The 26,576-nt window shown below is 60.6% G+C and carries 28 protein-coding genes; 15 read left to right on the plus strand and 13 right to left on the minus strand.

All coding sequences use genetic code 11. The annotated features are described in order from the left end of the window. Positions 1–184: 184 nt before the first annotated feature. The 3 genes from groES (at position 185) to QD461_RS19335 (ending at position 3,227) form a co-directional block, all read left to right on the plus strand. Complete coding sequence (gene groES / locus QD461_RS19325) at positions 185–478, plus strand: co-chaperone GroES (RefSeq protein ID WP_034488329.1); 294 nt, start codon at positions 185–187, stop codon at positions 476–478. Between the two features lie 76 nt (positions 479–554). After that, positions 555–2,195: a chaperonin GroEL gene (groL, locus tag QD461_RS19330; RefSeq protein ID WP_184700756.1), complete on the plus strand. Its 1,641-nt coding sequence runs from the start codon at positions 555–557 to the stop codon at positions 2,193–2,195. 585 nt (positions 2,196–2,780) lie between these two features. Next, positions 2,781–3,227 (plus strand): hypothetical protein, encoded by a 447-nt coding sequence (locus tag QD461_RS19335; protein WP_210325420.1) that lies wholly within the window; start codon positions 2,781–2,783, stop codon positions 3,225–3,227. A gap of 52 nt (positions 3,228–3,279) precedes the next feature. On the opposite strand, the gene QD461_RS19340 is transcribed toward QD461_RS19335, so the two are convergent. Beyond that, the gene (locus QD461_RS19340; RefSeq protein ID WP_414089202.1) at positions 3,280–3,987 is read right to left on the minus strand and encodes a glutathione binding-like protein; all 708 of its coding nucleotides are present in this window, start codon (positions 3,985–3,987) and stop codon (positions 3,280–3,282) included. Between the two features lie 211 nt (positions 3,988–4,198). Here QD461_RS19340 and QD461_RS19345 point away from each other — a divergent pair, with 211 nt between their 5' ends. Next, complete coding sequence (locus QD461_RS19345; RefSeq protein WP_414089203.1) at positions 4,199–4,642, plus strand: DoxX family protein; 444 nt, start codon at positions 4,199–4,201, stop codon at positions 4,640–4,642. An 80-nt stretch (positions 4,643–4,722) separates the two neighbouring features. Here the strand turns inward: QD461_RS19345 and hisG are convergent, their stop codons facing one another. The 3 genes from hisG to hisS are packed head-to-tail and all read right to left on the minus strand — an operon-like array spanning position 4,723 to position 8,050. Continuing rightward, entirely contained in the window at positions 4,723–5,418 is a 696-nt protein-coding gene (gene hisG / locus QD461_RS19350) for an ATP phosphoribosyltransferase (protein ID WP_414089204.1), read from the minus strand. Beyond that, a complete protein-coding gene (locus QD461_RS19355) occupies positions 5,418–6,536 on the minus strand; it encodes an ATP phosphoribosyltransferase regulatory subunit (RefSeq protein WP_414089205.1) in 1,119 nt (372 codons plus the stop codon). Before QD461_RS19355 ends, hisG begins: the two co-directional genes overlap by 1 nt. Next, complete coding sequence (gene hisS, locus QD461_RS19360) at positions 6,536–8,050, minus strand: histidine--tRNA ligase (RefSeq protein WP_414089206.1); 1,515 nt, start codon at positions 8,048–8,050, stop codon at positions 6,536–6,538. The genes QD461_RS19355 and hisS overlap by 1 nt, the downstream gene beginning before the upstream one ends. A gap of 125 nt (positions 8,051–8,175) precedes the next feature. Here hisS and QD461_RS19365 point away from each other — a divergent pair, with 125 nt between their 5' ends. The 3 genes from QD461_RS19365 (at position 8,176) to QD461_RS19375 (ending at position 9,588) form a co-directional block, all read left to right on the plus strand. After that, positions 8,176–8,703, plus strand: a complete 528-nt coding sequence (locus QD461_RS19365; RefSeq protein ID WP_414089207.1) for a 2'-5' RNA ligase family protein — start codon at positions 8,176–8,178, stop codon at positions 8,701–8,703. A gap of 68 nt (positions 8,704–8,771) precedes the next feature. Beyond that, the gene (locus QD461_RS19370; protein WP_414089208.1) at positions 8,772–9,143 is read left to right on the plus strand and encodes a hypothetical protein; all 372 of its coding nucleotides are present in this window, start codon (positions 8,772–8,774) and stop codon (positions 9,141–9,143) included. Positions 9,144–9,219: 76 nt separating this feature from the next. Then, the gene (locus QD461_RS19375) at positions 9,220–9,588 is read left to right on the plus strand and encodes a DUF305 domain-containing protein (protein WP_414089209.1); all 369 of its coding nucleotides are present in this window, start codon (positions 9,220–9,222) and stop codon (positions 9,586–9,588) included. Positions 9,589–9,637: 49 nt separating this feature from the next. Here QD461_RS19375 and QD461_RS19380 read toward each other — a convergent pair whose 3' ends face one another. Then, positions 9,638–10,537: a LysR family transcriptional regulator gene (locus QD461_RS19380; protein WP_414089210.1), complete on the minus strand. Its 900-nt coding sequence runs from the start codon at positions 10,535–10,537 to the stop codon at positions 9,638–9,640. Between the two features lie 110 nt (positions 10,538–10,647). On the opposite strand from QD461_RS19380, the gene QD461_RS19385 reads away from it, so the two are divergent. Continuing rightward, positions 10,648–11,673: a zinc-dependent alcohol dehydrogenase family protein gene (locus tag QD461_RS19385; protein ID WP_414089283.1), complete on the plus strand. Its 1,026-nt coding sequence runs from the start codon at positions 10,648–10,650 to the stop codon at positions 11,671–11,673. Between the two features lie 48 nt (positions 11,674–11,721). Here the strand turns inward: QD461_RS19385 and QD461_RS19390 are convergent, their stop codons facing one another. Then, positions 11,722–12,771, minus strand: coding sequence for an aldo/keto reductase (locus tag QD461_RS19390; RefSeq protein ID WP_414089211.1), 1,050 nt, complete (start codon positions 12,769–12,771; stop codon positions 11,722–11,724). Positions 12,772–13,073: 302 nt separating this feature from the next. Between QD461_RS19390 and QD461_RS19395 the strand changes: the two genes are divergently transcribed. Next, on the plus strand, positions 13,074–13,778 hold the full coding sequence (locus tag QD461_RS19395; protein WP_414089212.1) for an HAD family hydrolase: 705 nt from the start codon (positions 13,074–13,076) through the stop codon (positions 13,776–13,778). Positions 13,779–13,852: 74 nt separating this feature from the next. On the opposite strand, the gene QD461_RS19400 is transcribed toward QD461_RS19395, so the two are convergent. Next, positions 13,853–14,368 carry a hypothetical protein gene (locus QD461_RS19400; protein ID WP_414089213.1) on the minus strand — a complete coding sequence of 172 codons (516 nt, stop codon included), beginning with the start codon at positions 14,366–14,368 and terminating at the stop codon, positions 13,853–13,855. Continuing rightward, on the minus strand, positions 14,365–14,994 hold the full coding sequence (locus QD461_RS19405) for a DNA-3-methyladenine glycosylase I (RefSeq protein ID WP_414089214.1): 630 nt from the start codon (positions 14,992–14,994) through the stop codon (positions 14,365–14,367). The genes QD461_RS19400 and QD461_RS19405 overlap by 4 nt, the downstream gene beginning before the upstream one ends. 302 nt (positions 14,995–15,296) lie before the next feature. Here QD461_RS19405 and QD461_RS19410 point away from each other — a divergent pair, with 302 nt between their 5' ends. From QD461_RS19410 to QD461_RS19425, 4 genes are all read left to right on the plus strand, one after another. Then, a complete protein-coding gene (locus QD461_RS19410; protein ID WP_414089215.1) occupies positions 15,297–16,079 on the plus strand; it encodes a L,D-transpeptidase in 783 nt (260 codons plus the stop codon). A 222-nt stretch (positions 16,080–16,301) separates the two neighbouring features. Next, on the plus strand, positions 16,302–17,000 hold the full coding sequence (locus QD461_RS19415) for a L,D-transpeptidase (protein ID WP_184700723.1): 699 nt from the start codon (positions 16,302–16,304) through the stop codon (positions 16,998–17,000). Positions 17,001–17,299: 299 nt separating this feature from the next. After that, entirely contained in the window at positions 17,300–17,971 is a 672-nt protein-coding gene (locus QD461_RS19420; RefSeq protein WP_414089216.1) for an outer membrane protein, read from the plus strand. A 75-nt stretch (positions 17,972–18,046) separates the two neighbouring features. Beyond that, positions 18,047–18,385, plus strand: a complete 339-nt coding sequence (locus tag QD461_RS19425) for a DUF6881 domain-containing protein (protein ID WP_414089217.1) — start codon at positions 18,047–18,049, stop codon at positions 18,383–18,385. Positions 18,386–18,428: 43 nt separating this feature from the next. Here QD461_RS19425 and glcF read toward each other — a convergent pair whose 3' ends face one another. Genes glcF through QD461_RS19440 form a run of 3 tightly spaced genes read right to left on the minus strand, consistent with a single transcriptional unit; the run spans position 18,429 to position 22,399 of the window. Continuing rightward, positions 18,429–19,748, minus strand: coding sequence for a glycolate oxidase subunit GlcF (gene glcF / locus QD461_RS19430; protein ID WP_414089218.1), 1,320 nt, complete (start codon positions 19,746–19,748; stop codon positions 18,429–18,431). A gap of 15 nt (positions 19,749–19,763) precedes the next feature. Then, positions 19,764–20,963, minus strand: coding sequence for an FAD-binding protein (locus QD461_RS19435; RefSeq protein WP_414089219.1), 1,200 nt, complete (start codon positions 20,961–20,963; stop codon positions 19,764–19,766). Further along, complete coding sequence (locus QD461_RS19440; RefSeq protein ID WP_414089220.1) at positions 20,960–22,399, minus strand: FAD-binding oxidoreductase; 1,440 nt, start codon at positions 22,397–22,399, stop codon at positions 20,960–20,962. Before QD461_RS19440 ends, QD461_RS19435 begins: the two co-directional genes overlap by 4 nt. Positions 22,400–22,625: 226 nt before the next feature. On the opposite strand from QD461_RS19440, the gene QD461_RS19445 reads away from it, so the two are divergent. Both QD461_RS19445 and QD461_RS19450 read left to right on the plus strand, forming a co-directional pair. Next, entirely contained in the window at positions 22,626–23,522 is an 897-nt protein-coding gene (locus QD461_RS19445; protein ID WP_414089221.1) for a LysR family transcriptional regulator, read from the plus strand. A gap of 30 nt (positions 23,523–23,552) precedes the next feature. Further along, the gene (locus QD461_RS19450; protein ID WP_414089222.1) at positions 23,553–24,116 is read left to right on the plus strand and encodes an O-acetyl-ADP-ribose deacetylase; all 564 of its coding nucleotides are present in this window, start codon (positions 23,553–23,555) and stop codon (positions 24,114–24,116) included. A 12-nt stretch (positions 24,117–24,128) separates the two neighbouring features. Here the strand turns inward: QD461_RS19450 and QD461_RS19455 are convergent, their stop codons facing one another. Both QD461_RS19455 and QD461_RS19460 read right to left on the minus strand, forming a co-directional pair. Beyond that, positions 24,129–25,292 carry an adenosylhomocysteinase gene (locus tag QD461_RS19455; protein WP_414089223.1) on the minus strand — a complete coding sequence of 388 codons (1,164 nt, stop codon included), beginning with the start codon at positions 25,290–25,292 and terminating at the stop codon, positions 24,129–24,131. Positions 25,293–25,427: 135 nt separating this feature from the next. Then, complete coding sequence (locus QD461_RS19460; protein WP_414089224.1) at positions 25,428–26,336, minus strand: LysR substrate-binding domain-containing protein; 909 nt, start codon at positions 26,334–26,336, stop codon at positions 25,428–25,430. Positions 26,337–26,576 lie beyond the last annotated feature (240 nt).

Raw genomic sequence — 26,576 nt, forward strand, 5'->3', positions numbered from 1 at the left:
GATGGGCATTAATCATCCTAGAAACAAGGTGATCAGCGCCGTAAAAATTTCACAGTGCTGTTCTTGACTCACCCAGTAGCCACCCCTAAATCACGGTCGCTAGCACTCGCCGATGCTGAGTGCTAACAAAGCCCATACGGATCCCCCGCTGATCCGTGAAGTCATTTGATCGAGGGATTAGACAATGGCAACCAATTTCCGCCCCCTTCATGACCGCGTCGTCGTTCGTCGCGTTGAGTCCGAAGCAAAGACCAAGGGTGGTATCATCATTCCCGATACCGCCAAGGAAAAGCCGCAGGAAGGCGAAATCGTCGCTGTAGGCTCTGGCGTTCGTGATGAATCCGGCAAGGTCATCCCGCTCGACGTCAAGGCCGGCGATCGCATTCTGTTCGGCAAGTGGTCGGGCACCGAAGTCAAGCTTGATGGCGAAGACCTTCTCATCATGAAGGAAGCCGACATCATGGGTATCATCGGCTAATCCAGCCGGGTTCCCCTTTTCCGATACAGCTGACGGGCCATAAACCCGTTCAATGCGAATTCAGGAGTTTTTAGACATGGCAGCTAAAGAAGTAAAATTCGGCCGCAGCGCCCGCGAAAAGATGCTTCGTGGCGTTGATATCCTCGCTGACGCAGTGAAGGTCACGCTCGGCCCGAAGGGTCGTAACGTCGTTATCGACAAGTCCTTCGGCGCTCCGCGCATCACCAAGGACGGCGTTTCCGTCGCCAAGGAAATCGAACTCGAAGACAAGTTCGAAAACATGGGCGCCCAGATGGTCCGCGAAGTTGCTTCGAAGACCAACGACGTCGCCGGTGACGGCACCACCACTGCAACCGTTCTTGCCCAGGCGATCGTTCGCGAAGGCGCCAAGGCTGTTGCAGCCGGCATGAACCCGATGGACCTGAAGCGCGGTATCGACCTCGCTGTTGCAGAAGTCGTCAAGGATCTCCAGGCCAAAGCCAAGAAGATCAACACTTCGGAAGAAGTTGCGCAGGTCGGCACGATCTCCGCAAACGGCGAAAAGCAGATCGGTCTCGATATTGCTGAAGCCATGCAGAAGGTCGGCAACGAAGGCGTCATCACGGTTGAAGAAGCCAAGACCGCCGAAACCGAACTCGAAGTCGTCGAAGGCATGCAGTTCGACCGCGGCTACCTCAGCCCGTACTTCGTAACCAACCCGGAAAAGATGATCGCCGACCTCGAAGACGCGTTCATCCTCCTGCACGAGAAGAAGCTCTCGAACCTGCAGGCCATGCTCCCGGTTCTCGAAGCTGTCGTTCAGACCGGCAAGCCGCTCCTCATCATCGCTGAAGACGTCGAAGGCGAAGCTCTTGCTACGCTCGTCGTCAACAAGCTGCGCGGCGGCCTGAAGATTGCTGCTGTCAAGGCTCCTGGCTTCGGCGACCGCCGCAAGGCCATGCTGGAAGACATCGCCATCCTGACGGGCGGCACTGTCATCTCCGAAGACCTCGGCATCAAGCTCGAGTCCGTTACCCTCGACATGCTCGGCCGTTCCAAGAAGGTTTCGATCTCCAAGGAAAACACCACGATCGTTGACGGCGCTGGCGCCAAGTCCGACATCGAAGGCCGTGTTGCCCAGATCAAGGCTCAGATCGAAGAAACCACCTCCGACTACGACCGCGAAAAGCTGCAGGAACGTCTTGCCAAGCTCGCTGGCGGCGTTGCCGTGATCCGCGTCGGCGGCTCGACGGAAATCGAAGTGAAGGAAAAGAAGGACCGCATCGACGACGCTCTCAACGCGACGCGCGCTGCTGTTCAGGAAGGTATCGTACCGGGCGGCGGTATTGCTCTCCTGCGTTCTTCCACGAAGATCACTGCCAAGGGTGAAAACCAGGATCAGGAAGCTGGCGTCAACATCGTTCGCCGCGCCCTGCAGTCGCTGGTTCGCCAGATCGCTGAAAACGCTGGTGACGAAGCTTCGATCGTTGTCGGCAAGGTTCTCGACAAGAACGAAGACAACTACGGCTACAACGCCCAGACGTCCGAGTTCGGCGACATGATCGCAATGGGCATCGTCGACCCGGTCAAGGTTGTTCGCACGGCTCTGCAGAACGCAGCTTCGGTTGCTTCGCTGCTGATCACCACCGAAGCCATGATCGCTGAACTGCCGAAGAAGGATGCCCCTGCTGGCATGCCGGGCGGCATGGGCGGCATGGGCGGCATGGACATGATGTGATAGGCCAACGGCCTAATCACAGAATTGTCCATAAAGCTTCGCCCATGCACTTTTAGTGCTTCAGGCCGCCAAGCGGCCTGAAGTGGCGGCATGGACATGATATGATAAGGCCATAGCCTTATTCGATTGTTCAATCCGGCATCCGGAATTGACGAAGGGCGGCTCTCGGGCCGCCTTTTTTGTTGTGCCAAACCGATCCATGCGCAAATCCCGCAAGCTCTCCTGGCAATGCAATTTTGTGCAACTTCCCCATTGCCGTTTTAGAAAAAGCCCCTATAACTCGCAGCGCAGCGATTTTGGAGAGTAAGCTGCAATGCACGAAAATTTTACTGATTTTGGGCAGGATTAACCTGCGGCGTGGCTTAGCCATGACCTTCGAGGTTGGGTTCGTCCAAATTTATTACTTGAAAATGACTTCGCAGGTCGGCTCGCCATCCGGGAACTTTGTTGAAAGACGACAATAGCGGAGACGCGGTTCTGTTTTCTTCATGACGGTGCAGCAGGCAGTCAGACCTTCAATCCGGCGACATATGGAATTCAAACGCAGTGCGCAGGAGCCCTTGCGCTCAAGTGGTGGGGATCAGCTTGTTCAAGATTGCCAAAGCAAATTTTGCAGCGCCGTTTGCGCCTGGCTCGCTGGCGTTTGACAGCCAAGATCCCGATCTCCTCGCGCAATTCTGTGTTTCCGAAGGCTGGACCGGCGACCTGTCGAGCGGGCTTATCAAGCTCGGGCAGTGGAGCACCATGCTGCATGGGTTGAGCTCTTCGGAATGCGGGCTCCTGAGCCTGATGCACTGCTACGATGCGCAGGATCGCGCGCGCATCCTCGATCTTTTCGAGCAGGCGGCAACGGCCACGTCGTCTTTCTGCTACTCGACAACGACCCGAGGCGCCAACGGCAATCGCCAGCCGATCTTCTGCGTCGGCGAATCGATCGCTGCGGACGAACGGCATTCCGGCAGCATGGTCGGCGTCTTCCTGTTTCCCCGCTTCAAGCTGGAGCCGGGCAGCCAATTGGCGACCCGGCAGTAAGGCTGAAGCACAATGAGTGCGAGGGCTCCTGCCCTCGCTTCGCCAGACGCCGTCAATCCCGCTTCGGAATGTTCAGGCCGCGCTGGCTGGCCGGGCGTGCAAGCGCACGGTCGAGCCAAGCCATGACTGCGGGGAAGCTTTCAAACTCCAACACCTCACGACCGCCGTAGAAGACATCGACTCCGCGCACCCACGGGAAGGTGGTGATATCAGCAATGGTATATTCGTCGCCCATGATCCACTCGCGCCCCTGCAGGCGGCTTTCGAGAATACTCAGGAGACGCTTGGCTTCGTCGCGGTAGCGCTCTACCGGATATGAGTTGTTGGCGACCTTATCGGCGGCAAATTTGAAGAAATGACCGAACTGTCCGAACATGGGGCCGACGCCTGCCATCTGGAAGAAAACCCATTCCAGCGTCTCGTAGCGGGCCGCAGCATCGCTTGGGATGAGCTTGCCGGTTTTTTCCGCGAGGTAGACAAGGATCGCGCCGGATTCGAACAGGCCGAGCGGCTTGCCGTCCGGACCATTGGGATCGATGATCGCCGGGATGCGGCCATTTGGATTGAGCGATAAGAATTCGGGCGACTTCTGGTCATTGGTGCCAAAAGAGACGAGATGCGGCTCGTAAGGCAGACCCAGTTCTTCAAGAGCGATGGAAACCTTGACGCCGTTCGGCGTCGGCAGCGAGTAGAGCTGAATGATATCCGGATTGCTGGCGGGCCAGCGCTTCGTGATCGGAAATGACGAGAGATCGGCCATGGAACTCGCTCCTTAAGACTATGATTTGGCAATGAATTGGCGCCACCATAGCCGATACCGCGCATATGGGAAGAGGCCTGCCAGCACCATTGTTCAATGATTGTGAACTAATTGTATGCAGTTGTTTATCTTTCCAGCCTCTGAAAAATCACTGATATCTGTCGCCAGAAATTGTCGCCACCGAACCAAAACGACTTCACTGGAGACTGTCATGTCCAATACCAACAACATCCTCATTCTTGTGGCGCGCATCCTGCTCGCCTTCATGTTCATCTTTGCCGGTTTCGGCAAGCTGACCGACCCGGCAGGCACGGCCGGCATGATCGCCGGCGCCGGCATGCCGGCTGCAACGCTGCTTACCTACCTTGCTGGTGCCTTCGAATTCGTCACCGGCGTCTGCGTCCTGATCGGCTTCCAGATCCGCATCATCGGCTGGCTGCTCGCCGCCTTCTGCGTCTTCACCGGCATCGTCTTCCATCTGGGCACAATCAATGTTCCGGATTTCCCGGCGGCGGCCAACGGCTGGATCAACGGCCTGAACTTCGTGAACTTCCTGAAGAACATCACGCTGGCCGGCGCCTACATCATGCTCGCCACCAATGGCGCAGGCGCCTACTCGCTCGACGCACGCCGTGGTGTCTACGCGACGGCTTGATTGGCCGCATACTTCCCAAGACAAAAAGCCCGCCTGGAACATCCAGGCGGGCTTTTTTGCGTGAATAGGAAACAGAAAAATCAGAGCGCGCTGCGCACCGCCGCAATGATGCGCTGAACCATCGAGTCGCCCTCATGGCGTTCCTTGCGGGCGCGCACCAGGCAGGCTTCCGAGCGCAGGATGATGCCATCCGACAGGATCTTCAGGTGATTGGCCCGCAAGGTCGAACCCGTCGAGGTGATGTCGACGATGATATCGGCCGAACCGGCAGCAGGTGCGCCTTCCGTCGCGCCGAGGCTTTCGACGATGCGGTAGAGTTGGATGCCGTGCTGGCTGGAGAAGAACTGTTGGGTCAGGCGCCAGTATTTCGTCGCAACCGTCAGTCTGTGGCCATGGCGAGCACGGAAATCGGCGGCGACGTCGCCGAGGTCGGCCATCGTGTCGACATCGAGCCAGATTTCCGGCACGGCGACGACGACATCGGCGTGACCGAAGCCAAGCCTTGCGCAGAATTCGACGCGGCGGTCGGCTTCCGCCATGCCCTCACGAACAAGATCCTCGCCGGTGATACCGAAATCGACGCTGCCATTGCCGACCTCGCGGGAGATTTCAGAGGCCGACAGGAAGGCGATTTCGACACCATCCCAGCCCTCGACGCGGCCGCGATAGGAGCGGTCGTTGCCAACGGCGACGATGGGCATGCCGGCGCGCTCGAAAACGGCCGAACAATCGTCCTTCATCCGGCCCTTGGAGGGCAGCGCAATGGTGATGGTCATCAGGCGGCCCTCGCATTTTCGATCCGGTCGAGCCAAAGCGCGAAACCGACGGCCGGGATGTGGTCCTTGGCGCCGAGCAGTGTCATCAGCCGGTCGAACCGGCCGCCGCCGGCAAGCACTGCGCTCGATCCGGACACCGTCACCTCGAAGACGAGGCCAGTATAATAATCGAGCGGGCGGCCGAAGGCAGCGCGATAGTCCATCCTCGCGGCATCGACGCCGGCCTTGGCCAACGCAGCGACGCGGGCATCGAAGCTCTGCAATGCCTTGCCGAGCTTCAGGCCTGCCGCATCGGCAAAGCCGGCAAGCGCGGCAGAGGCATCCGCCAGCGGCACGCTCAAGGACAGGAATTCCTTCAATACGAGGAATGCGGCATCATCGAGCTGGGTTTCCGACAGCACCAGCTTCTCGCGAAGGCGGCGGGCGATTTCCTGCGGCGAGCGGCTGGCATTGGTGGAATATCCGGTTGCCTGCATGGTGGCGTCGATATGCTTGATCAGCCCCTGCTCGTCACCACGATTGAGGAAATCCAGCACATGCGCATCGAGCCCCGTGACCGGCTGCGGGCTTGCGAGCCGCGCCAGCAGGGTTTCGAGCTGCATCATGTTGCCGAAGGCGTGGATCAGCCGCTTCTGCCAGCCTGACGGTAGGCCGAGCGCCTGTACCACGGCCTCGAAAACGGCCTGATCGCCAAGCGTGACCGAGAGCGACTTGCCGGGGACCAAACGGTTCAGAATGCCGATGGCATCGCCGATGGCGCGAGCGTCGGCGCTGGCCGTGTCGCCATCGCCCAGATCCTCGATCCCAGCCTGATAGAACTCATGACCGCCTTCGCGGCGCTGGCGAAAGATCTCGCCGAGATAGGAATAGCGCTTCGGCGTACCGGTAGCGGTTTCGATATGGCGCAGGCAGACCGGGATGGTGAACTCCGGACGCAAGCACAGGCTGGCGCCGGTTTCGCTCTCGGTCATGAAGATGCGTCGGCGAAGATCTTCGCCGGCCATATCGAGAAAGGGTTCAGCCGGTTGGATGATGGGTGTATCCACCCTCTCCGTCCCGCGGAGGGTAAACTCATCAAGCAAATCGCCGGCGAAATCCGGAAGGTTGATCAGGGGCATCAGCCCGCCCTCTTCCGGTCTTCCGCGTGCGCCGCCAATATTTCCTGCACCTTCGCGATCAGCTCGGATTCCGGCACGGTTTCCTGCGCCACGCGAGCCTCGCGCCAGCTGGCATTGTCCTCGATCTCACCGGAGAGGCGCTTGCCTTCGATCAGATCCTTGATCTGGACGACGCCCTGGGCGCGCTCATCACCACCCTGGATGATGGCGATCGGGCAGCCGCGGCGATCGGCATATTTCAGCTGGTTGCCGAACTTCTTCCAGTTGCCCTGGAACATCTCGGCGCGGATGCCAGCGGTGCGCAGCTGCTGCGTGAAGCGCTGGTAGCGCCCCATGGCGTCGACATCGCCATCCATGACGGTGACGAGCACGGGCTCGATCACTTCTTCCGTGCCGAGCTTGCCAAGGTTCTTCAGCGCCGTCATCAGGCGCGACACGCCGATGGAGAAGCCGGTGGCCGGCACCGGCTGACCCATGAATCGCGAGACGAGCCCGTCATAACGGCCGCCGCCGCCGACCGAGCCGAAGACGACCTTTTCGCCCTTCTCGTTGGTGACGTCGAACAGCAGCTCGGCTTCGTAGACCGGACCGGTGTAATATTCGAGGCCGCGCACGACGGATGGATCGATCTTGATGCGATCGGCCTGATACCCGGCGCTTGTCACGAGGCTGCCGATGAAATTCAGCTCGTCGACGCCCTCGACGCCGTTGGACGTGCCGGCAACAAGCTCGGCAAGCTGAACAGCGCTTTCGACGTAGTCCTTGATGCCGACGAAGAAGAGCACCTTCTCGATCTGATCGGCGTTGAGGCCGGCACCCTTGGTGAAGTCGCCGGACTCGTCCTTGCGGCCGGGACCAAGCAGTAGCGCCACACCTTCCGGGCCGAACTTATCGAGCTTATCGATGGCGCGCAGCACGTTCAGGCGCTGTGCGGCCTTGTCGTCGCCGCCGAGGCCGATGGCTTCCAGCACGCCGTCGAGAACCTTGCGGTTGTTGACGCGGATCACATAGTCGCCACGCTTGATGCCCAAAGCTTCCAGCGTGTCAGCCATCATCATGCACATTTCGGCATCCGCCTGCACGCCCGGTGCGCCGACGGTATCGGCGTCGAACTGCATGAACTGGCGGAAACGGCCTGGGCCTGGCTTCTCGTTGCGGAAAACATAGCCGGCACGATAGGTGCGGTAGGGAAGCTGGATCTCGTTGAAGTTCTCGGCGACATGACGGGCAAGCGGCGCCGTCAGGTCGTAACGCAGCGACATCCACTGCTCGTCATCATCCTGAAGCGAGAACACGCCCTCGTTCGGCCGGTCACTATCGGGCAGGAACTTGCCGAGCGCATCGGTATATTCGAACAGCGGCGTTTCGACAGGATCGAAACCATAATGCTCGTATACCCTACGGATCTTAGAGGTCATTTCGTTGACGGCGCGAATGTCGCTGGCCGAACGATCGACAAAGCCACGCGGCAGGCGGGCCTTGAGCTTCTGCGGTTTCTTCTGTTTGTCGCTCATATCTAGGGTAATCCGGTACGGGAACAGTCGCGGTTAACTAGCGGATTGGGCTGAGTGCGGCAAGGATTGTTCTATGCTAACGACGGACAAAACGGACAAAACCTAGACAAGGCGACATAGATACCATGCCATATGCGATCGTTCTGAAATGCGCCAACGACAACGCCGCCCCGGTTTTGGATCTCTGGCGGGAGGCGAGCCGGTTCGAAGCCGCTCCATCGATGGAGGCGCTGAACTACGCACCGCATCTCACGCTTGCCGTCTATGCGGATATCGCTCCCTCCTTGCTGTTTGCGGCTGCCGAGAAGGTCTTCGGCGCGATGCGATCCTTGCCGATCGAGTTTTCGGGCATCGGCCATTTTCCGAGCGAGATGCTGGTGCTTTGGGCACGCCCGGTAGATGATCGGATCCTGAAGAACATACATGCCGCCATTCACGACGAGATCGACCCCGCACTCTGCCACGAGCATTCCCGCCCGGATCGCTGGGTGCCGCATTGCACCATAGCGATGAAGATCCCCTCGGGCTCGGCGGACCAGGCGCTGAAATGGGCCGCGGCAACGCCAGGCCGATTCACCCTCACCTTTGACGTCGTCGATTGCATCAGCTTTCCGCCTGTCGAAGTCCTGAGAGAAGTCAAACTGCGACCTTGATCGTCTCCCAACGTGGGGGATCGCAATTTGCGCTTGTCTTTGCCGCGAGCGCATCTAGGTTCCTATTCATGCGCCTGTTTGCGATCCTGACGATGGTAGTTGCCTGGCTGTTCTACGGCGCCATGCCGGCGCTCGCGAACTGTCCCATCTGCGATTCCATGTCCGCAGCGCCCCCGACATCGACGATGACCATGTATGGCGGCATGGCCGATATGGCTGGCATGACAGGCGGCATGATGCAGCATCAGGACAAGAAGCCGGAAAATCCCTGCGCCGGCGGGATGGATCACGTGGCATCCTGCGCGGCCTGTCTCGCCTTGATGCCGACGCTTGCGGTCACAGGCGGCAAGCTTGCATTCTCCTATCCGGCGCCCGAGCCCGGCGAGCGCCTCGCCGACTCCCGGTCGCAGCCGACACAGCCCCCTCCCCGATTTGCCTGACGATCATCTGCATTCCATCAACGAGCGACCGTCCGCTCAAATCCGGATACCGTCCAGAAGCGGAGAGAGAATAGCTATGTCCACTTCAAAATCGCTTGTGCTTGCCGGTGCCTTTGCTTTCGCCCTCGGCCTTCCCGCCTTCGCCGAAGACATGCCGGGCATGGATATGAGCAAGCCCATGGGTGACCAAGGCGCCTCCAGCAAGGCCTACAACGACGCCATGGGCAAGATGCACAAGGACATGATGATCCACTATAGCGGCGATGCCGACGCGGATTTCGTCCGCGGCATGATCCCGCATCATCAGGGCGCGATCGACATGGCCAAGATCGAGTTGAAATACGGAAAGGATCCGGAACTGCGCAAGCTGGCGGAAGCCGTGGTCACCGCGCAGGAAGCCGAGATCAAGGAAATGAAGGCCTGGCTGAAGAAGCACGGCAAGTAATTCATCCACGACAGCAGGTGGCAAGCAAGTGCCGCCTGCTTCTTGCGGCTCAATCCATGATTCCAGGCAGGCGGGCGGCCAGCAGATCGATGATCACGCGCATCTTCAGCGGAAGATGCGGCGTCTGCGGCCAGACGGCATAAATATTGACCGGCCGGCTGGAGACGTTCAGCACCTGCGCGAGCCTACCGGCATATACATGGTCCCGCACCAGCCAGCAGGGTAGCCAGGTAATCCCCATCCCGGCAACAGCCGCATCTGCAATGACCTCCAGATCGTCAAAGCGCAGTCGCGTTTCCGGGAGGTAGTCAACGGCCGTACCGTCACCCTGCAGGAAGGTCCATCGCTTCGTCTCGCCGGATCGTGCGTAAACGACCAGATCATGGCCGCAGAGCTCCTCGATGGTCTGCGGCACTCCCCTTGCAGCAAGATAATCCGGCGACGCGCACAGCGTCATGCGATGGAAGGCGATCTTGCGCGCGGCAAGGCCGGCTTCGTCGCGCAGTACGCCGTTGCGAATGGCGAGATCGAAGCCTTCATCGAAGAGATCGACCACGCGATCGCTGAAGGAGAGGTCGAGTTCCAGTTTAGGATGCATGCGAGCAAGCTCGAGCAGCAGCGGCGCGAGGCAGCGGCGGCCGAAAAGCACGGGCATCGAGATGCGCAGGCGGCCGTTGACCTCACGCTTGCCTGATTCCAGCATGGCCTCGCCCGACTGTATCTCGTCCAGAGCCCGGCGGCAGCGCTCGTAAAAGGCCTGCCCTTCGTCGGTCAGGCTCTGCATCCGCGTTGTGCGATGGAACAGACGCGTGTTCAAACGCCGCTCCAGCTTCGCAATGGTCTTGCCGATCGCCGAGCGCGACAGATTCATGCGTGCCGCCGCCGCCGAAAAGCCGCCGGCCTCGACCGCCTCCACAAATTCCGGAATGCCGTTGAGCATGTCATTCATGACGATTGCTTCCTTCAGGGAACCATTTATCGGAAATAATATCGCCACTGGCGACATGCAAGCAACGATAAGCTGCGCTCATTCCTTCCAATTCCTCTCAGGAGATCATGATGACGAAGAGCATGAAGCGCTGGACCCTCGATAAGATCGCCGTCGGCGCCCCTTTGAACCTTACGGAAACGGCGGTTCCCACGCCTGCGCGCGGCGAAGTGCTCGTGCGGGTGAAGGCCGTTTCGCTGAACTATCGCGACAAGCTCGTGCGCGAGACGGGCATGGGCCTGCCGATCCAGTTTCCGTTCGTGCCGGCATCCGACATGGCGGGCGTGGTCGAGGCGATTGGAGACGATGTCACCAGATTCTCGACCGGTGATCGCGTCATTTCGACCTTCCATCCCGGCTGGCTCGACGGCAAGCCGCTCGGCGACGCCCGCACACCTCCCTACAAGACATTTGGCGGCTTCTATGCGGGGGTGCTCGCCGAATATATCTCCGTGCCGCAGGATTGGCTCGCATCGGCGCCGACGAGTCTGGATGACGCCGAGGCGAGCACGCTTCCTTGTGCTGGTCTGACGGCGTGGTTTGCGCTGGTCGAGCGCGGCAAGATCAAGCCCGGCGATCGTGTCCTAGTGCAGGGAACCGGCGGTGTGGCTCTGTTCGGCCTGCAGATTGCCGCCGCTCAGGGCGCTGAGGTGTTCGTCACCTCCTCGGGTCCGGAAAAGCTCGCTCGGGCGAAGGCGCTCGGCGCGCATCACGGCATCGACCGCAACACGAGCGACTGGGTGGAAGAGGTATACCGCCTCACCAACGATCAGGGCATCGATCACATCATTGAAATCGCCGGCGGGCCGAATTTTGCGCAGTCGCTGAAGGCGGTCGCGCCGCATGGCCGGATTTCCGTCATTGGCGTCCTCGAGGGCTTCGACATCTCCGGCCCGGCGGCACCGCTATTATTGAAATCTCCTACCGTACAAGGCATCGGCGTCGGCCATCGTCGCGCGCTGGAAGATCTCGTGCATGCGGTTGACAGCATCGGCCTGAAGCCGGTCATCGACCACCGCTACACGCTTGATGGGGTTCCGGTAGCCTTCGATCATCTCGATCGCGGCCCCTTCGGCAAGATCGTCATCGAGCTGTAATCGCCGCCAGGCCGCCACGAGACATGACGGCCCGGCCTCACCACGGTATCAGGCCTTCGGCTCGAAGGGCTGTGGCACGCGCTGAGCGCCCTGGCGAGCTAGCATCCAGCCGGGATATTCGGGCGCAAGGGCACTGACGTCATCGAGTTTCGCAATATCGTCGGAATTGAGCTTCAGCTTGACGGCGGCGAGGTTCTGATCGAGCTGATCGAGACGCTTGGCGCCGATGATGATGCTGGTGACGAAGGGCTTCGCGAGGATCCAGGCAAGCGCGACCGTGGCGACGCTGGCGCCGTGCTTTTCCGCCACTTCGCGCATGGCGGCAACGCAGGCCCAGGCGCGATCCTTGTCGACGGGTGGGAAATCGAAGCTTGCACGCCGTCCTTCGCCATTGCCTGGAGCGCCGGGACCGTATTTACCCGAGAGTAGACCGCCGGCGAGCGGCGACCAGACCATCAGCCCGAGCTTTTCCTCTGCCATTAGCGGCACGATCTCACGCTCCAGATCGCGGCCGGCGATGGAATAATAGGCCTGCACGGTTTCAAAACGGGCAAAGCCGCGTTGTTCGGAAATGCCGAGCGCCTTGGCGATGCGCCAGGCCTGCCAGTTGGAGACACCGACATAGCGGACCAGCCCGCGGGATACGAGATCATCTAACGCCCGCAGCGTCTCGTCGATCGGGGTTACCCGATCCGTGGCGTGGATCTGATAGAGGTCGATGTGATCGGTCTGCAGGCGATCAAGGCTGGCCTGGACGGAATCCATGATATGGCCGCGCGAGGCGCCGCGATCGTTAGGCTTGTCGCCCATAACGCCATAGACTTTGGTGGCGATGACAACATCCTTGCGGGGCACGTTGAGGTTTTTCAGCGCCTGCCCGAGCAGCTTTTCCGAGTTGCCGAAGGAGTAGACGTCGGCGGTATCGATGAAATTGATGCCGGCGGCAAGCGAGTTTTCCACGATCTTGTCGGCCAGCGCCTGGTCGACATCCGCGATCGAGCCCCAGCTGCTGTTCGGATTGGCCTCGCCGAAGGTCATCGTGCCCAGGCAAAGTTCGGAAACGAACATGCCGGTATTGCCGAGTTGGTTGTAACGCATAGGAGAAATTCCCTTGTGGTCAGCCGGAAGACGCTTCCGGCCTGTGGACTCTTATTCTCTTGGCTATGAATTGGCCTCGGCATTGCAGCCGCGATCGCGCTGCCCTGGAGAGGTCATAAGACGGTCGTCGATACCCGGCTCTGGCTCCGCGGCGATCGAGACAACAACGACATAATGCATCACAATCCGATTTCAACGCGAGAGCCGCGGGCGATCACGATGCAGTTACCGCTACTTACTCTTGCTTCCCCGCCAACGGAGGATAGACTCCGGTCCTCATCCTTATGCGGAACGCAGATACCATGTCGCAACGCCCCTTGACCACGATCGGCTTCGACGCCGACGACACGCTCTGGCAGAACGAACAGTTCTACCGGCTCACGGAACTGCAATTTACCGATCTGCTCGCCGACCATGCCGATAGCGACCATATTTCGGCACGCCTGCTCGAAGCAGAGAAGCGCAACCTGCGCCACTACGGATTCGGCATCAAAGGCTTCACGCTTTCGATGATCGAAACGGCCATCGAGATCACCGAGGGCAATGTGCCAGCGAGCGTCATCGCGCAGATCCTTGATATCGGCCGCGATCTTCTCGCACATCCCGTCGAAACGCTGCCGCATGTGCGCCAGACGCTGGAGGCCCTGTCCGGCAACTATCTGCTTGTCCTGATCACAAAGGGCGACCTTTTCGACCAGGAACGCAAGCTTGCCCAATCCGGCCTAGGCGACCTCTTCGATGCGATCGAGATCGTCTCCGACAAGAATGCTTCCACCTATCGCCGCATCTTCTCCAAGGTCGGCGACGGCCCGGAACGGGCGATGATGATCGGCAACTCACTGAAGTCTGATATCGTACCGGCGCTTGCGGCCGGCAGCTACGGTGTCTTCGTGCCGCACGAGCTTACCTGGGCCTTCGAGCATGTGGAGGAGCCAACGGAAGCGCCGCGCTTCCGTAAGATCGGCCATCTCGGAGAATTGTCCGAGGTCATACAGGCGCTGTCCTGAGCCTCGGAGCCGTTGTCATAAACAACTCCGGACGGAAAGCGGCGACGCGCTTTTCCTGAAACTGCTTACTGCCCCTACTTGGAGCGCGGTGGGAACAGCGTCGGTCCCTGATCCTTCGGCTGGTCGGCGGGCGCCTGCTGTGCCGCCGGCGGATTGGGATCGATAAGGATTTCATAGGGCGCGCCGAGACCGCGGCGGCGGGTGACGCGCGAATAGTAAGGCTTGATCAGCCAGGTCGTGTCCTGGTTGACGGTCACATCGGCGGTGTTGCCATCCTCATCCGTGCCGAAGAAGGATTCGTCGTCATTCGAAGACAGATCGAAGATTGCCATGAAGGTATATTTGCTCTTCGAGCTGAAGGTGATCCGCACATGCTGGCCCTTTTTGAGCGGCAGCGTGTAGACCTTGCCCTTGCCGAACTTCGTCCATCCCGTCAATTTCTCGAGCACGGCCGGGAAGCCGAGCTTCTCGATCTTCTCGCCGCGGTCGAGCTGCGGCAGCTGCTGCTGGGTGTCGCTTTGAGCCAGCGCTGCGGAGGCACCGAACAGGGCTGATATTGTCAATGATATGCCGAGGAGCGTACTCTTCATGGCCGCACCAATTCGCAGCGCATCGCCTCGACCTCTTTCCGGCAGTAGCAACCTTCAAGGTGATCGTTGACGAGGCCCATCGCCTGCATGAAGGCATAGACCGTGGTCGGGCCGACAAAGGTCCAGCCGCGCTTCTTCAGGTCCTTCGAAATCCGAACGGAGGCCGGCGTCGTCGGGTTGGCGCGAAGATGCGCGAGGTCGAAGATTTCGGGACGTTCGGCCGCAGCCGGCTCGTGGCTCCAGAAATAGCGTGCAAGCGATCCGAATTCGCCACGCATCTCGATGGCGCGGCGGGCATTGTTGATGGTGGAGACGATCTTGCCGCGATGGCGGATGATGCCGGCATCTGTGACGCAGCGCTCGATATCGGCATCATCGAACCTGGCCACCTTCTCGAAATCGAAACCTGCGAAAGCGGCGCGGAAATTCTCGCGCTTGCGCAGGATCGTCAGCCAGGACAGGCCCGACTGGAAACCTTCGAGGCAGATCTTTTCGAAGAGCCTGATGTCGCTGACAACTGGGCGACCCCATTCCTCGTCGTGATAGCGCTGATATTCCGGCAAGTTACCATGCCAGAAGCAGCGGTCCTTGCCATCTTCACCGGTAATGATGCCCGTTTCGGCCATTTTCGCGATTCGTCCCCTATTTCGGCGTGCGCCACCGGAAACCGGTATGCAATTATCGGATAAAACCAGATCAATCAAACGCTTAAATTCATAAGCCGGTTTCGACGACCGCGCATTCCGATTCCTGATTTACAACTTGAAAACCATCTTTCAAAACCAAGCGGTAACCCTGATAAAGCTTTATCGGCTTCTCGGCATTTTGATGAATAGATGTTTACCATTCGCTCGCGCGCAAGTGGCACCATGGCTTCGACCGGGTGCTGATGCGCCCATCCTCGGCCCATATGTAGAGAGTTTGTCCGATGATGAAACATGCCGTTCTGTGCGCTGCCGGCGCTCTGAGCCTGCTTGCCTCTTCCGCCCTTGCAAGTGATCGTTATCAGTCGCGCCCGCCCGTTATCGTCAGCCCTGATCTGACGGCTCCCTGGGTGACGCAGCTTGGCGGCGGCGGCGTGCAGCCGGTCGTCTACGCCCGTCCAATGGTGCGTCGCGCAGCCGATCCTCGAATGGAACAGCAAGGCGATCAGCAGGTTCGTCGGGTCGTTCAGCCACGCGGGCTGTTCTCGCGCCCCGTCGTACAGCAGGTCGCCATGGCCCGTCCGCAGTATCCGGCCGTCCGCGGTCAGGTCGACCCGCAATTCCTGCCGCAGATCGTCGACTACCAGACCAAGGAAAAGCCGGGCAGCATCGTCATCGACACCAACAACCGCTTCCTCTATCTGGTGATGGACGGCGGCAAGGCGCGGCGCTATGGCGTCGGTGTCGGCAAGCCCGGCTTCGAATGGGCTGGCGCTCACACCATTACCCGCAAGCAGGAATGGCCGGATTGGACGCCGCCGTCCGAAATGGTGGCGCGAGAAGCTGCAAAAGGACATTACCTGCCGGCCCGCATGGATGGCGGCGAAGCCAATCCGCTCGGCGCGCGCGCCATGTATCTCGGCTCCACCCTCTATCGCATCCATGGCACCAATGCGCCCTGGACGATCGGCAGCGCCGTTTCCTCCGGCTGCATCCGCCTGCGCAACGAAGATGTCACCGATCTCTACAACCGCGTGAAGGTCGGAACCCGAGTCGTCGTGATGTAGTCAGTGAGGCATCGGCGAAAGGTGTGGCGAGCATGGTCGGTCGAGGCCGAGAGTTCGCCGCGCCCATCCGCCCTCGCCCTATAATATTGAGGCGACTATTTCTCGCCCAATGATAGAAGAAACCTCCGGATTTCCGGACGATTCTTTGCCGCGAACATTTTGATCTTGATCCCCCCGCAGGTTCCGGTAGTTTCTTGCCGAAATCAGCGAGGGGAATGACATATGAAAACAGGACTATCCGTCGTCGCGGCCGGCGCCGTTGCGGCGCTTCTTCTTGCGGCTTCGAATGCCGCAGCCTTCACCGCTTCTGCTCCCAGCGTCGCACCGGCCACCCGCAGCGATGTCATCCGGGTTGCCGTGCAGCCCCAGGGCCAGGTTAAGCCTCAGTTCCAGCGGCGGCTCGTCCGGCTGTCGACCAACGAAGTGCCCGGCACGATCATCATCGATACCAACAACAAGTATCTCTATCTCGTCGAGGGCAACAACCGCGCAAGACGCTACGGCATTGGCGTCGGCCGCGAAGGCTTCGGATGGTCGGGCGTGGTCAAGGTCGGCCGCAAGGCGGAATGGCCGGGCTGGACGCCGCCGCCGGAAATGCGCGTCCGCGAGGCCAAGAAGGGCCACAAGCTGCCGGCCTATCAGGAAGGCGGCGAGGATAATCCGCTCGGCGCGCGTGCCATGTATCTTTATCGCAACGGCAACGACACAGCCTTCCGCATCCACGGCACCAATCAGCCCTGGAGCATCGGCCTGAACATGTCTTCCGGCTGCATCCGCATGATGAACAAGGATGTGACGGATCTTTACGATCGTGTTCCGATCGGCACGAAGGTCATCGTCGTCGGCCCCGGCAACAAGCAGGGCGAAGTCAGCTATGAGGATCGCGGCGTCGATCTGCTCAGAACCATGTTCGGCGGCTGATCGGCTACGGCCGCCCAAGTCCGACCGCAATGATCGTCCCGGGGATGTTTCGGCAATTGCCGGCAACTCCGGGACGTTTTCCACCGGAATATCGCGCATTCCTTGCTATCCGCAGCAACACACTGTTGCGCCATGGCTACAGCCGCGAGCCTATCGCGCTGCCCTACCGATAGGGCCATTTACATTCAGTTTCATGTCAGTTCTTCTGCCTAAGCGGTCTCTAGCCACTAGTGACTGTAATGGAAGCGTAATTGTAGCGTGCTTAGCTAAGTAACACATTCGCCATCCGGGGATTCTTCATGCATCGTGCATTTCGTATCAAGCGACCGGCCATGACCGCAGTTGCTATTTCGGCATTCCTGTTTGCGGCCGGCTCTGCTTCGGCGGAAATGCAGTTCTCGGCCTATGGTGGCTTTCAGGGCGCGACCGGCGGCAATGTGACGACATCCGATGGGGCGGATTTCGACCCGAATTGGTCGGGTAAATCCTTCAAGATGCCACCCTATTTCGGCTTCCGCGGCATCTGGTGGCTCGATCAGTTCGACAAGCCGAACTGGGGTGTCTCGCTCGACTACAGCCATGCCAAGGTCTACGGCGACCTCGGCAATACGCCGGGCTGGTCGCATTTTGAATTCACCGACGGCCTGAACATGCTGACCTTGAACGCGCTGTATCGCTTTCAGGATCCGAGCCGCAACTGGACGCCCTATGTCGGCCTCGGCGCCGGTATCAACGTGCCGCATGTCGAAGTCACCCGCGCCTCTGGCACGACCTTCGACTATCAGTTCGGCGGCCCATCGCTGCAGGCCCAGGCCGGCGTCAGCTACCAGTTCGCCAAGCACTGGTCGACTTTCGTCGAATACAAGGGCAACTATAACTTCGTAAACAATGTCTCGATTGACAGCGGCGATACGCTGAAGGCCCGGGTCTTCACCCACGCCATCAACTTCGGCGTCTCCTTCAATTTCTAAGACTGCATCGCCCTAGGCTTGGCCGATTCCCCAGACCAGTTCTGGCTTGGGGGATTGTGTGTTATATAATGGCCTATGAGCCTTTCCTATTATCGATGTGACTGGATCCATCCGGAGAACGAGGATCCTGTCGTCGTCTATTACGAGGTTGATGTGGCCGGTGATGTTCCGCGGCTCATCGACGTCTTCGCTGACGGCCGGCGGCAATGCATGTCGATTATCGATTTCGCCTTGCTGGGACCGAACAGGCAACGCATCACCAGCCTGGTCGAAGGCTCGTTCTACGATGGCATAGCGGGCCTGATCGACGGCCTCTTCTTCGAGGATGGTCAGGAACGCATCAGCATGACGCGCATCGCCGCCGACAAATTCGAGATCGAATGGCAGACGCATCGTACAGCAGAGTCACGTTGATGCAGATCGCCGACACGCCGAAAACAGCTTTACTGGAGATGGGTCAGACGGCAGTCGGCTGCAATCCCTTCAGCTTGGCCGGGACTTCGCCGCCATAGGCCCAATCGAGCAATTCTACCGTATGCAGGATCGGGATGCCCGTTCCGGTGGCGATCTGCATGATGCAGCCGATATTGCCCGTTGCGATGACATCGGCCTTCGTCGCCTCGATATTCCTGACCTTGCGGGCCTTCAGCTCGGCTGAAATCTCCGGCTGCATAATGTTATAGGTGCCGGCCGAGCCGCAGCAGAGATGCCCTTCCGCGGGGTCGCGCACCGTAAAGCCGGCGGCCTTCAAGAGGAGCTTCGGCGCCATGGTGATCTTCTGCCCATGCTGCATGGAACAGGCGGAATGATAAGCGACGGTGACGCCGCGCGGCATATGCGAGGGCAGATCGAGGCTGGCGAGATATTCGGTGATATCCCTGGCAAGCGCGGATACCTTCGCCGCCTTTTCGGCATAGGCGGGATCGAGGCGCAGCATGTGCCCGTAATCCTTGATCGTCGAGCCGCAGCCGGATGCCGTAATGATGATCGCATCGAGCCCGCCGGCTTCGATCTCGCGCGTCCATACGTCGATATTGGCGCGGGCGGCGGCAAGCGCCTGCTCTTCGCGCCCCAAATGGTGTACCAGCGAACCGCAGCAGACCTCCCCTTCGGGCGCTACGACCTCGACACCAAGGCGCGTCAGCAGGCGGATGGTCGCTTCGTTGATCCCGGGATCGAGCACCGGCTGCGCGCAACCGGTCAGGATCGCCACGCGACCGCGCCGCTCGGCCTGCGGCTCATGCCGGCGGGGCCTGGAAAATGGGGACGGCGCCAGCACGCTGCGCGGCGCGAGGTCGAGCATGGCGGCAAATGCCTTCAGCGCGGGAATACGCTTCAACAGACCTTTGAATGGTCGGCCGAAGCGCGCGAGCTGCAAAGCCAGCCGGAAGCGGCCAGGATAAGGCAGGACCGCGGCCAACACATTACGTGTGATCCGGTCCATCAACGGCCGCTTGTACGTGTTCTCGATATGGGCGCGGGCGTGATCGATCAGGTGCATATAGTCGACGCCCGAAGGACAGGTTGTCGTGCAGGCAAGGCAGGAAAGACAGCGGTCTATATGCGTCGTCACCTCGGCATCGGCGGGCCTGCCGTTTTCCAGCATGTCCTTGATGAGATAAATGCGGCCGCGCGGGCTATCGAGTTCGTTGCCCAGCGTCACATAGGTGGGACAGGTGGCGGTGCAGAAGCCGCAATGCACGCATTTGCGCAGGATAGCCTCGGACTCGGCTACATGCGGATCGGCAAGCTGTTCGGGAGTGAAATTGGTTTGCATCGAACAGAGCCCCCGTCACGCCATCTTGCCTGGGTTGAAAATCCCGGCCGGATCGAACTTTTCCTTCACGCGCGCCGAAAGCAGCGCCACGGCCTCGGGCTGCGGCTGGAAGGCCAGTGTCGTCGCGCGGTGGGCCGGCGTGGCGCGCAGCAAGGTCGCATGTCCGCCGCCCAAGGCATGAATATAGCGGCGTAGTACGTCACCTTCCGGCTCGGCTTCCATTCGCATCCAGACGAGGCCGCCCTGCCAATCATAATAGGCATCAACCCCCGCTTCGAGGCGAAGAGCGGCGACGAGCTGGTGGCCAGTACCGGGCGCGACCGATACGCGCCAGATGGGGCGCGTGGTGCCGTCGCAATAGGGCTTCACGTCGCGGATTTCGCGCCAAAGCCTGCGGCTGTCATCTACGCCAAGGCGTGCCACCGTACCAAGGCGGCTCATGGCAGCCGTCAACTTCTCCGCCCGCACCCAGACGGAGCCGGCAAGCCCCTCGATGCGCAATACCGTCGCCTCCCCTCTCGGCAGCTTGCCGTCGAGGAAGGACCAGCCGACGGTAAGCGGCAGATGGGCCGCTCCCGATACTTCCAGCGGCAATGCCATGGCGGCGGCCATCGCTCGCGCCGCCTCGGCATCGTTAAGGCCGGTAACGACGATCGTCTCCTCGGTCTTCGGCCGTGGCGGCACACGGAAGGTCACCTCCGTCAGAAGGCCGAGCGTTCCGTGCGAGCCGGCCGTCAGCTTGACAAGGTCGAGGCCGGTGACGTTCTTCATCACCCGCCCGCCGGCCTTGGCGATTTCGCCTCTGCCATTGACGAAGCGAACGCCGAGCAGGCTGTCGCGCGCGGCACCGCTGACGAAGCGGCGCGGGCCGGAAATATTGGCCGCGAAAATCCCGCCAATCGTCGGCTCACCTTCCGTCGCCATCAGCGCCCGATGATCCATGGGCTCGAACGTCATCATCTGGCCGCCTTCGGCCAGTGCCGCTTCGATTTCGGCAACCGGCGTGCCCGCACGCGCGGTCATCACCATCTCACCCGGATTATAGGCAACGATGCCGACAAGACCCCGGGATGACAGCACCGCCTCCGCAGCAACCGCATTGCCGAAGCCGGATCGCGTGTTGCCGCCGACGACGGCAAGAGCCGCGCCGCGTGCCGCGTGATCGCTGATGATGGAGGCGGCTTCCGCCTCGGTCGTGGGATGGAACTCGTTCATGCGGCGTCACGCCCATCCAGCGGAAACACCTTGGAAGGATTGAGGATCCAGCCGGGATCGAAGGCCGCCCGCACCGCCATCATCTGGTCGAGATCGACCTTGTCATACTGGTGCCGCATCAGGTCGCGCTTCTCGATGCCGACCCCATGCTCACCGGTGAGACAGCCACCGGCATCGACGCAAAGCCGCAGGATGTCGTTGCCGGCCGCCTCTGCCTTGGCGGCGTCCTCGGGATCGTTGGCATTGAAGAGGACGAGCGGATGCATATTGCCGTCGCCGGCATGGAAGACATTGGCGACACGCAGGCCGTAGCCGTCGATGATCTCAGCCGTCTTCTTCAGCACATAGGACAGCTGGCTGAGCGGCACGGTGCCATCCATGCAGATATAATCAGCGATGCGGCCAGTGGCGCCGAAGGCGGATTTCCGGCCCTTCCAGATCAAGGCCGCTTCTGTTGCCGACTGGCACTCCCGCACCGTCTTGACGCTATGGGTGCGGGCAATGGCGACGATACTTTTCAGCATGTCGTCCATTTCCGCCTCCGAGCCTTCGACCTCGACGATCAGCAGCGCGCCGACATCAAGCGGATAGCCCGCTTTTGCAAAGGCCTCGCAGATCTCGATCGCCGGCTTGTCCATGAATTCGATGGCGACCGGAACGATACCGGCCGCAATGACATCGGCAACACAGGCACCTGCTTCTTCCGAGGTATCGAAACCGAACAGCACCGGCCGGGCGCCCTCCGGCTTGGCGATCAGCCGCACAGTCGCTTCCGTCACGATGCCGAGCTGACCTTCGGAACCGCAGACGAGGCCGAGCAGATCGTATCCGGCTGAATCCAGCGCCTTGCCGCCGAGATCGATGATCGTGCCGTCGGTCAGGACGAGCTTCACGCCGAGCAGATTGTTTGTCGTGACACCATATTTCAGACAGTGTGCGCCGCCGGAGTTCATGCCGATATTGCCGCCGATGGTGCAGGCCAGCTGCGAACTCGGATCCGGCGCATAGAAGAAACCATCGGCCGAGACGCTTTCGGAAACATTCAGGTTCGTGACACCCGCCTGCATCGTCGCCGTACGATTGGCATAATCGATATCAAGGATGCGGTTCATCTTGGAAAGCCCGAGAACGACGGCATCCTCCTGCGGGATCGCGCCGCCAGACAGCGAGGTGCCAGCGCCCCGTGGCACAATGGGAATGCCGTAGCGGTGGCAGTATTTCATGACAGCCGCCACTTCCGCGGTCGAACGCGGCAATGCCACCGCAAGCGGCACACGCCGATAGGACACGAAAGCATCGGTTTCGAACGGAACAAGTTCCCGCGGCTCGTGAATCAGACATTCAGGCGCAAGGAGATCGGAGAGATCGGCGACGATCGTGCTGCGACGGGCGAGAACATCCGCGCGCGGCTCCAGAAATGAAATAGCCTCGGCCATGCCGTCCTCCTCCTGCATTCGATTTGGGGCGTCGGCTCCCTTTTAGCGCATGTCGTACAAAAGTGTTGAGCGGTTTTGCGATAACGACATCAGTAAAATCAAAGACCTGACGCGCAACACCCAAATCTGAAAATTCGCGATGCGCTTTAGCACATTACAGGCTTAGCGCTTTCCCAAAATTGGCGCAAATGATAAGCATTTATTCCAAAACAGGAAATAATAGTGCATGACCAATCTTGGGGATCTTGAAATCTTCGCCAGCGTCGTCGCCACAGGCAGCATGTCGCTGGCCGGCCGCGCGCTCGGCTTTTCTCCCGCCGTCATTTCGAAACGCATCAAGCGCCTGGAAGACAGGCTCGGCACGCGGCTTTTGCAACGCACGACGCGGCAGATTTCGCTGACGGAGGCCGGCCAGGGCTTCTATGACCGGGTGCTTGCCATCCTGGCCGGGCTGGAAGAGGCGGAAGCCTATATTGCCGGCCGCTCGGCGCAGATGCAAGGTACGCTGAAAATCTCCGCGCCCACCTCCTTCGGCCGGCTGCACATCGCCCCGCACTTGAAATCCTTCATGCAGGCGCATCCGGACCTGGCGATCAATCTGGTGCTCAGCGACGAATTCGTCGATATCGTCGGCGGCGGCTTCGATATCGCCATCCGCATTGCCGAACTCACCGATTCAAGTCTCGTCGCGCGTAGGCTTGCTCCCGTGCGCAGGGTGCTCTGCGCGGCCCCCTCCTATATCGAAACCCACGGCGTGCCCGTGGATATAGAGGATTTGCGCCGGCATATCTGCCTGCCGGCGCACAACCACGATCCCTGGCGGCTGGATGGCCCCAAGGGAGGCCTCACCTTCCGCCCCGAGGGCAAGCTCATCACCAATTCCAGCGAGGTCATCCGTGAGGCCGTGATTGCCGGCTTCGGCATTGCGCTGCGCTCTACCTGGGACATCGGCCCCGAATTGCGCGACGGTCGTCTCGTCCAGGTGCTGCCGGCCTATGAGGGGTCGCACAGTGTCACGCTTTCGGCAGTCTATCCGACCAGGCAGTTCCTGCCGGCGAAAGTGCGCGTCTTCATCGACTTCCTGACGGAACTTTATGGCCCCGTGCCCTATTGGGAGCGATAAGAGAGGTTTTCGAAATTCGAGGAGATCAGCATGTCCGCGCTTGAAACCATTCGCTCCGATCTTTCGAACATCACGGGGACACGCTTCATCGTCGTTCTCGGCGACATTACCAGGCTTTCCGTCGACGCCATCGTCAATGCCGCAAACAGCAGCCTTCTCGGCGGAGGCGGCGTCGATGGCGCGATCCACCGGGCTGCCGGGCCGGAACTGGTTGCCGAATGCAGGACGCTGAACGGCTGCAAGACCGGGCAAGCGAAGATCACCAAGGGATACCGTCTGCCGGCAAGGCATGTCATCCACACGGTCGGTCCGGTCTGGAACGGTGGCGGCAGTGGCGAGGACGGGCTGCTTGCGGCCTGCTATCGCAACAGCCTCGGCCTAGCCCGCGAGCATGGCGTGAAGAGCATCGCCTTTCCCGCAATTTCCACGGGTGTCTACCGCTTTCCCGTTTTGCCCGCCGCAGAGATCGCCACGCGCATCGCCGTTGCTGGAAGTACCGATGGCGCTTTCAGTGAGATCATCTTCTGCTGCTTCGGCGACGAGATGGCCGGGCTCTACGACCGAATGCTACCAGAGGCGCTGGCCGGCGCTTGATCGCCCGTTTTACTAGCGCGCCAAGTCCAGATAGGCGGAGGCGACCATGGCGTCGATATCGGCGGGAACCGGGATGACGCAGGCCTCCTTGCCGAGCCCGCCCTTGGCGACGCACTCCAGGCAGCGAGCCTGCAAGGTAAAGCCGAGATCCATGGATTCGACCGTGTTGCCGAGCGGGCGCGGACCGGCGAGATTGGCCATGTGGCCACCGCCGAGAATGTGGAAGGCCCGGCCGTCGCGCATACGCACGGTCTCGATATATTCGGCCTCGTAGCGATCGATGCCGGCGACCTCAGGGCTACTGCGGAATGCCTCGACGTCGATCTCATGCGGGAAGTGGCCGCCATTCATCAGGATCGCGCCATCCTTGATAAGTGACAGATCGGCCGCGGTGATGATGTTCGGATAGCCGGTAACGGTCACGAGGACATCGGCAGAGCGGATCGCCGCTTCGCGCAATGGCGTCGTGAAGCCATCGAGATGGGCCTCGAGTGTCGTGACCGGATCGATGTCGACGACACTGACAGCGGAAAAGGCATTGCGGAAGCACGCAGCCGTCCCCTTGCCGCAGGCGCCGTAACCGAAGACGGTGACGCGCTTGCCGTTGGTGGAGCGATTGGTGAAGCGCAGATAGCTCTCGAATAGGCTCTGCCCGACGGCATGGCGGTTTTCGGCGAATTGCTTGATCGGGCTGTCGTTGATGACGAGGATCGGCATGTTGAGCTTATCGCGCATCGGCATTAGCCGGGTGCGGCCGGAGGTGGTTTCCTCGGTGCCGCCAAGAAGATTAGCATAGGGCTTGTCGGCCGCACGGGCAAAGAGATCGCCGCCATTGTCGAGCAGCAGATCCGGTTTTTCCGCCAGGATCGCATCGAGGCTTGCGCCATGCTCATCGGCATCGCGGGTCTGCGTCGCAAAGACCTTGATGCCTTGGGCGCGCAGATAATCCACTGTTTCCGGCTGGGTGCTATTGAGATTGCCGGTGCAGACGAGACCGGCACCGCCGGCGCGCAAAGTCATCAGCAGCGCGACCGTCTTCGGCTCCAGATGAATGCCGGTGCCGATGGTCAGGCCGGCAAAGGGCGTCGTTTCGCGAAATTCCCTGGCCGTGGCGGCGAGCAACCGGCAGCTCTGGGCAACCCAATCGATGCGAGACAAAGAAGAAGGCTGATGCATGACGTGCTCCTGGCGGCTGGTTCGTTGGTCCGATCTGGCACGATGGGCAGCGGCCTGTCGATGGACATTGGAATAGGCCGCATGGCAGAAAATCTGCCATACCCGTGTGAGACCAATATATGGCCGAATGTCCTGCTAGGATTGCGCCGCCCCTACCCGGCTCAGCCAGTCAGCCAGGCGGACGAGCGCGGGATCCTTCGTGTCGCTGCTGCGAATGCTGAGGCTGTAGCCCGCCGGCCGGTGAATGAAGCCATAGGGCGCGACCAGCGTCCCGTGCACGAGATCGTCGCCAATGGCCGTCCGGGGCGCGATGGCAACGCCGAGGCCCGAGCGGGCGGCGCCGATGGCCAGCAGCAAATCCTCGAATTCGCGCTTGCGGGCGAACCGGACAGGCGCGCGGCCGCTTTCCGAAAACCAGTCATCCCAGAGGCTTGGAGCGGAACGGCTGCCGAGCGCGACCGCACCGGCCAGGGCGGCGACGCCGGAACCAAGACCCAGGCGCGACGAGACGTCCGACGTGGCAACAGGACCGAATTCGTCCTCCATGAAGCGTATGGCCGTGATATCCCGCGTCGGCCTGTATTCCCCGCCCATGATGACCGCTTCGAGATCGGCGCGCCTCGCCAGCGGCTCGACCATCGCCATCGGCACGATGTCTATATCGATGCCGTCGAGAGTTGCCTGCAGATCGGCCACCCGCGGCATCAGCCACCAGACGGCGAAGGCTGAGGGAACGCCAAGGCGAAGCGTGCGGCGATTTCCCTCTGACAGTTCCGCGGACGCCCGCGCGAGAATACCGAAGGCAACGCCTATAGAATCGGCAAAGGCCCGGCCCTTCGCCGTCAGCACAAGCCGGCCGTTTTCCCGATCGAACAAGGGCACGCCGAAATAGGTTTCGAGCAGATTCAATTGCTGCCTGACGGCACCGCGCACGACGCCGAGTTCCTCCGCCGCCTTCAGGATGCTGCCACGGCGCGCCACGGCATCAAAGGCGCGCAGCGCGTTCAAGGGCGGGAGGCGTTGAGGCACGACACGATCGGGCATGGCAAGGTTTTATCTTTCTTTCCAAGGCAATGACGCATAGGCCCAAGCAACTGCGCCATCTGCGGCATAAAAATGCTGTTGAATGTCGCTTCCAGCACAATCCCTGGCGAATATCAGGGGGCAAGTCCTGTTACTTTTATCTACTCACCTCTCAATAAATTTGTGGGGAAATACCATATCTCCATATATGGAACGCAATTTTTTTCCACACAATGTTATGATCGAAGCAAAGCAGAATCT

Source organism: Rhizobium sp. BR 314 (assembly GCF_047445805.1).
GTDB lineage: Bacteria > Pseudomonadota > Alphaproteobacteria > Rhizobiales > Rhizobiaceae > Rhizobium > Rhizobium lusitanum_B.

Coding starts and splice junctions, on each gene's coding strand:
- groL (WP_184700756.1), top strand. CDS start 555: ATGGCAGCTAAAGAAGTAAAATTCGGCCGCAGCGCCCGCGAAAAGATG.
- glcF (WP_414089218.1), bottom strand. CDS start 19,748: ATGCAAACCAATTTCACTCCCGAACAGCTTGCCGATCCGCATGTAGCC.
- QD461_RS19355 (WP_414089205.1), bottom strand. CDS start 6,536: ATGCCCCTGATCAACCTTCCGGATTTCGCCGGCGATTTGCTTGATGAG.
- QD461_RS19380 (WP_414089210.1), bottom strand. CDS start 10,537: ATGAATGACATGCTCAACGGCATTCCGGAATTTGTGGAGGCGGTCGAG.
- QD461_RS19405 (WP_414089214.1), bottom strand. CDS start 14,994: ATGGCCGAAACGGGCATCATTACCGGTGAAGATGGCAAGGACCGCTGC.
- hisG (WP_414089204.1), bottom strand. CDS start 5,418: ATGACCATCACCATTGCGCTGCCCTCCAAGGGCCGGATGAAGGACGAT.
- QD461_RS19410 (WP_414089215.1), top strand. CDS start 15,297: ATGATGAAACATGCCGTTCTGTGCGCTGCCGGCGCTCTGAGCCTGCTT.
- QD461_RS19455 (WP_414089223.1), bottom strand. CDS start 25,292: ATGCATCAGCCTTCTTCTTTGTCTCGCATCGATTGGGTTGCCCAGAGC.
- QD461_RS19390 (WP_414089211.1), bottom strand. CDS start 12,771: ATGCGTTACAACCAACTCGGCAATACCGGCATGTTCGTTTCCGAACTT.
- QD461_RS19415 (WP_184700723.1), top strand. CDS start 16,302: ATGAAAACAGGACTATCCGTCGTCGCGGCCGGCGCCGTTGCGGCGCTT.
- QD461_RS19345 (WP_414089203.1), top strand. CDS start 4,199: ATGTCCAATACCAACAACATCCTCATTCTTGTGGCGCGCATCCTGCTC.
- QD461_RS19400 (WP_414089213.1), bottom strand. CDS start 14,368: ATGAAGAGTACGCTCCTCGGCATATCATTGACAATATCAGCCCTGTTC.
- groES (WP_034488329.1), top strand. CDS start 185: ATGGCAACCAATTTCCGCCCCCTTCATGACCGCGTCGTCGTTCGTCGC.
- QD461_RS19435 (WP_414089219.1), bottom strand. CDS start 20,963: ATGAACGAGTTCCATCCCACGACCGAGGCGGAAGCCGCCTCCATCATC.
- QD461_RS19340 (WP_414089202.1), bottom strand. CDS start 3,987: ATGGCCGATCTCTCGTCATTTCCGATCACGAAGCGCTGGCCCGCCAGC.
- QD461_RS19460 (WP_414089224.1), bottom strand. CDS start 26,336: ATGCCCGATCGTGTCGTGCCTCAACGCCTCCCGCCCTTGAACGCGCTG.
- QD461_RS19450 (WP_414089222.1), top strand. CDS start 23,553: ATGTCCGCGCTTGAAACCATTCGCTCCGATCTTTCGAACATCACGGGG.
- QD461_RS19425 (WP_414089217.1), top strand. CDS start 18,047: ATGAGCCTTTCCTATTATCGATGTGACTGGATCCATCCGGAGAACGAG.
- QD461_RS19370 (WP_414089208.1), top strand. CDS start 8,772: ATGCGCCTGTTTGCGATCCTGACGATGGTAGTTGCCTGGCTGTTCTAC.
- QD461_RS19420 (WP_414089216.1), top strand. CDS start 17,300: ATGCATCGTGCATTTCGTATCAAGCGACCGGCCATGACCGCAGTTGCT.
- hisS (WP_414089206.1), bottom strand. CDS start 8,050: ATGAGCGACAAACAGAAGAAACCGCAGAAGCTCAAGGCCCGCCTGCCG.
- QD461_RS19365 (WP_414089207.1), top strand. CDS start 8,176: ATGCCATATGCGATCGTTCTGAAATGCGCCAACGACAACGCCGCCCCG.
- QD461_RS19385 (WP_414089283.1), top strand. CDS start 10,648: ATGACGAAGAGCATGAAGCGCTGGACCCTCGATAAGATCGCCGTCGGC.
- QD461_RS19445 (WP_414089221.1), top strand. CDS start 22,626: ATGACCAATCTTGGGGATCTTGAAATCTTCGCCAGCGTCGTCGCCACA.
- QD461_RS19395 (WP_414089212.1), top strand. CDS start 13,074: ATGTCGCAACGCCCCTTGACCACGATCGGCTTCGACGCCGACGACACG.
- QD461_RS19375 (WP_414089209.1), top strand. CDS start 9,220: ATGTCCACTTCAAAATCGCTTGTGCTTGCCGGTGCCTTTGCTTTCGCC.
- QD461_RS19440 (WP_414089220.1), bottom strand. CDS start 22,399: ATGGCCGAGGCTATTTCATTTCTGGAGCCGCGCGCGGATGTTCTCGCC.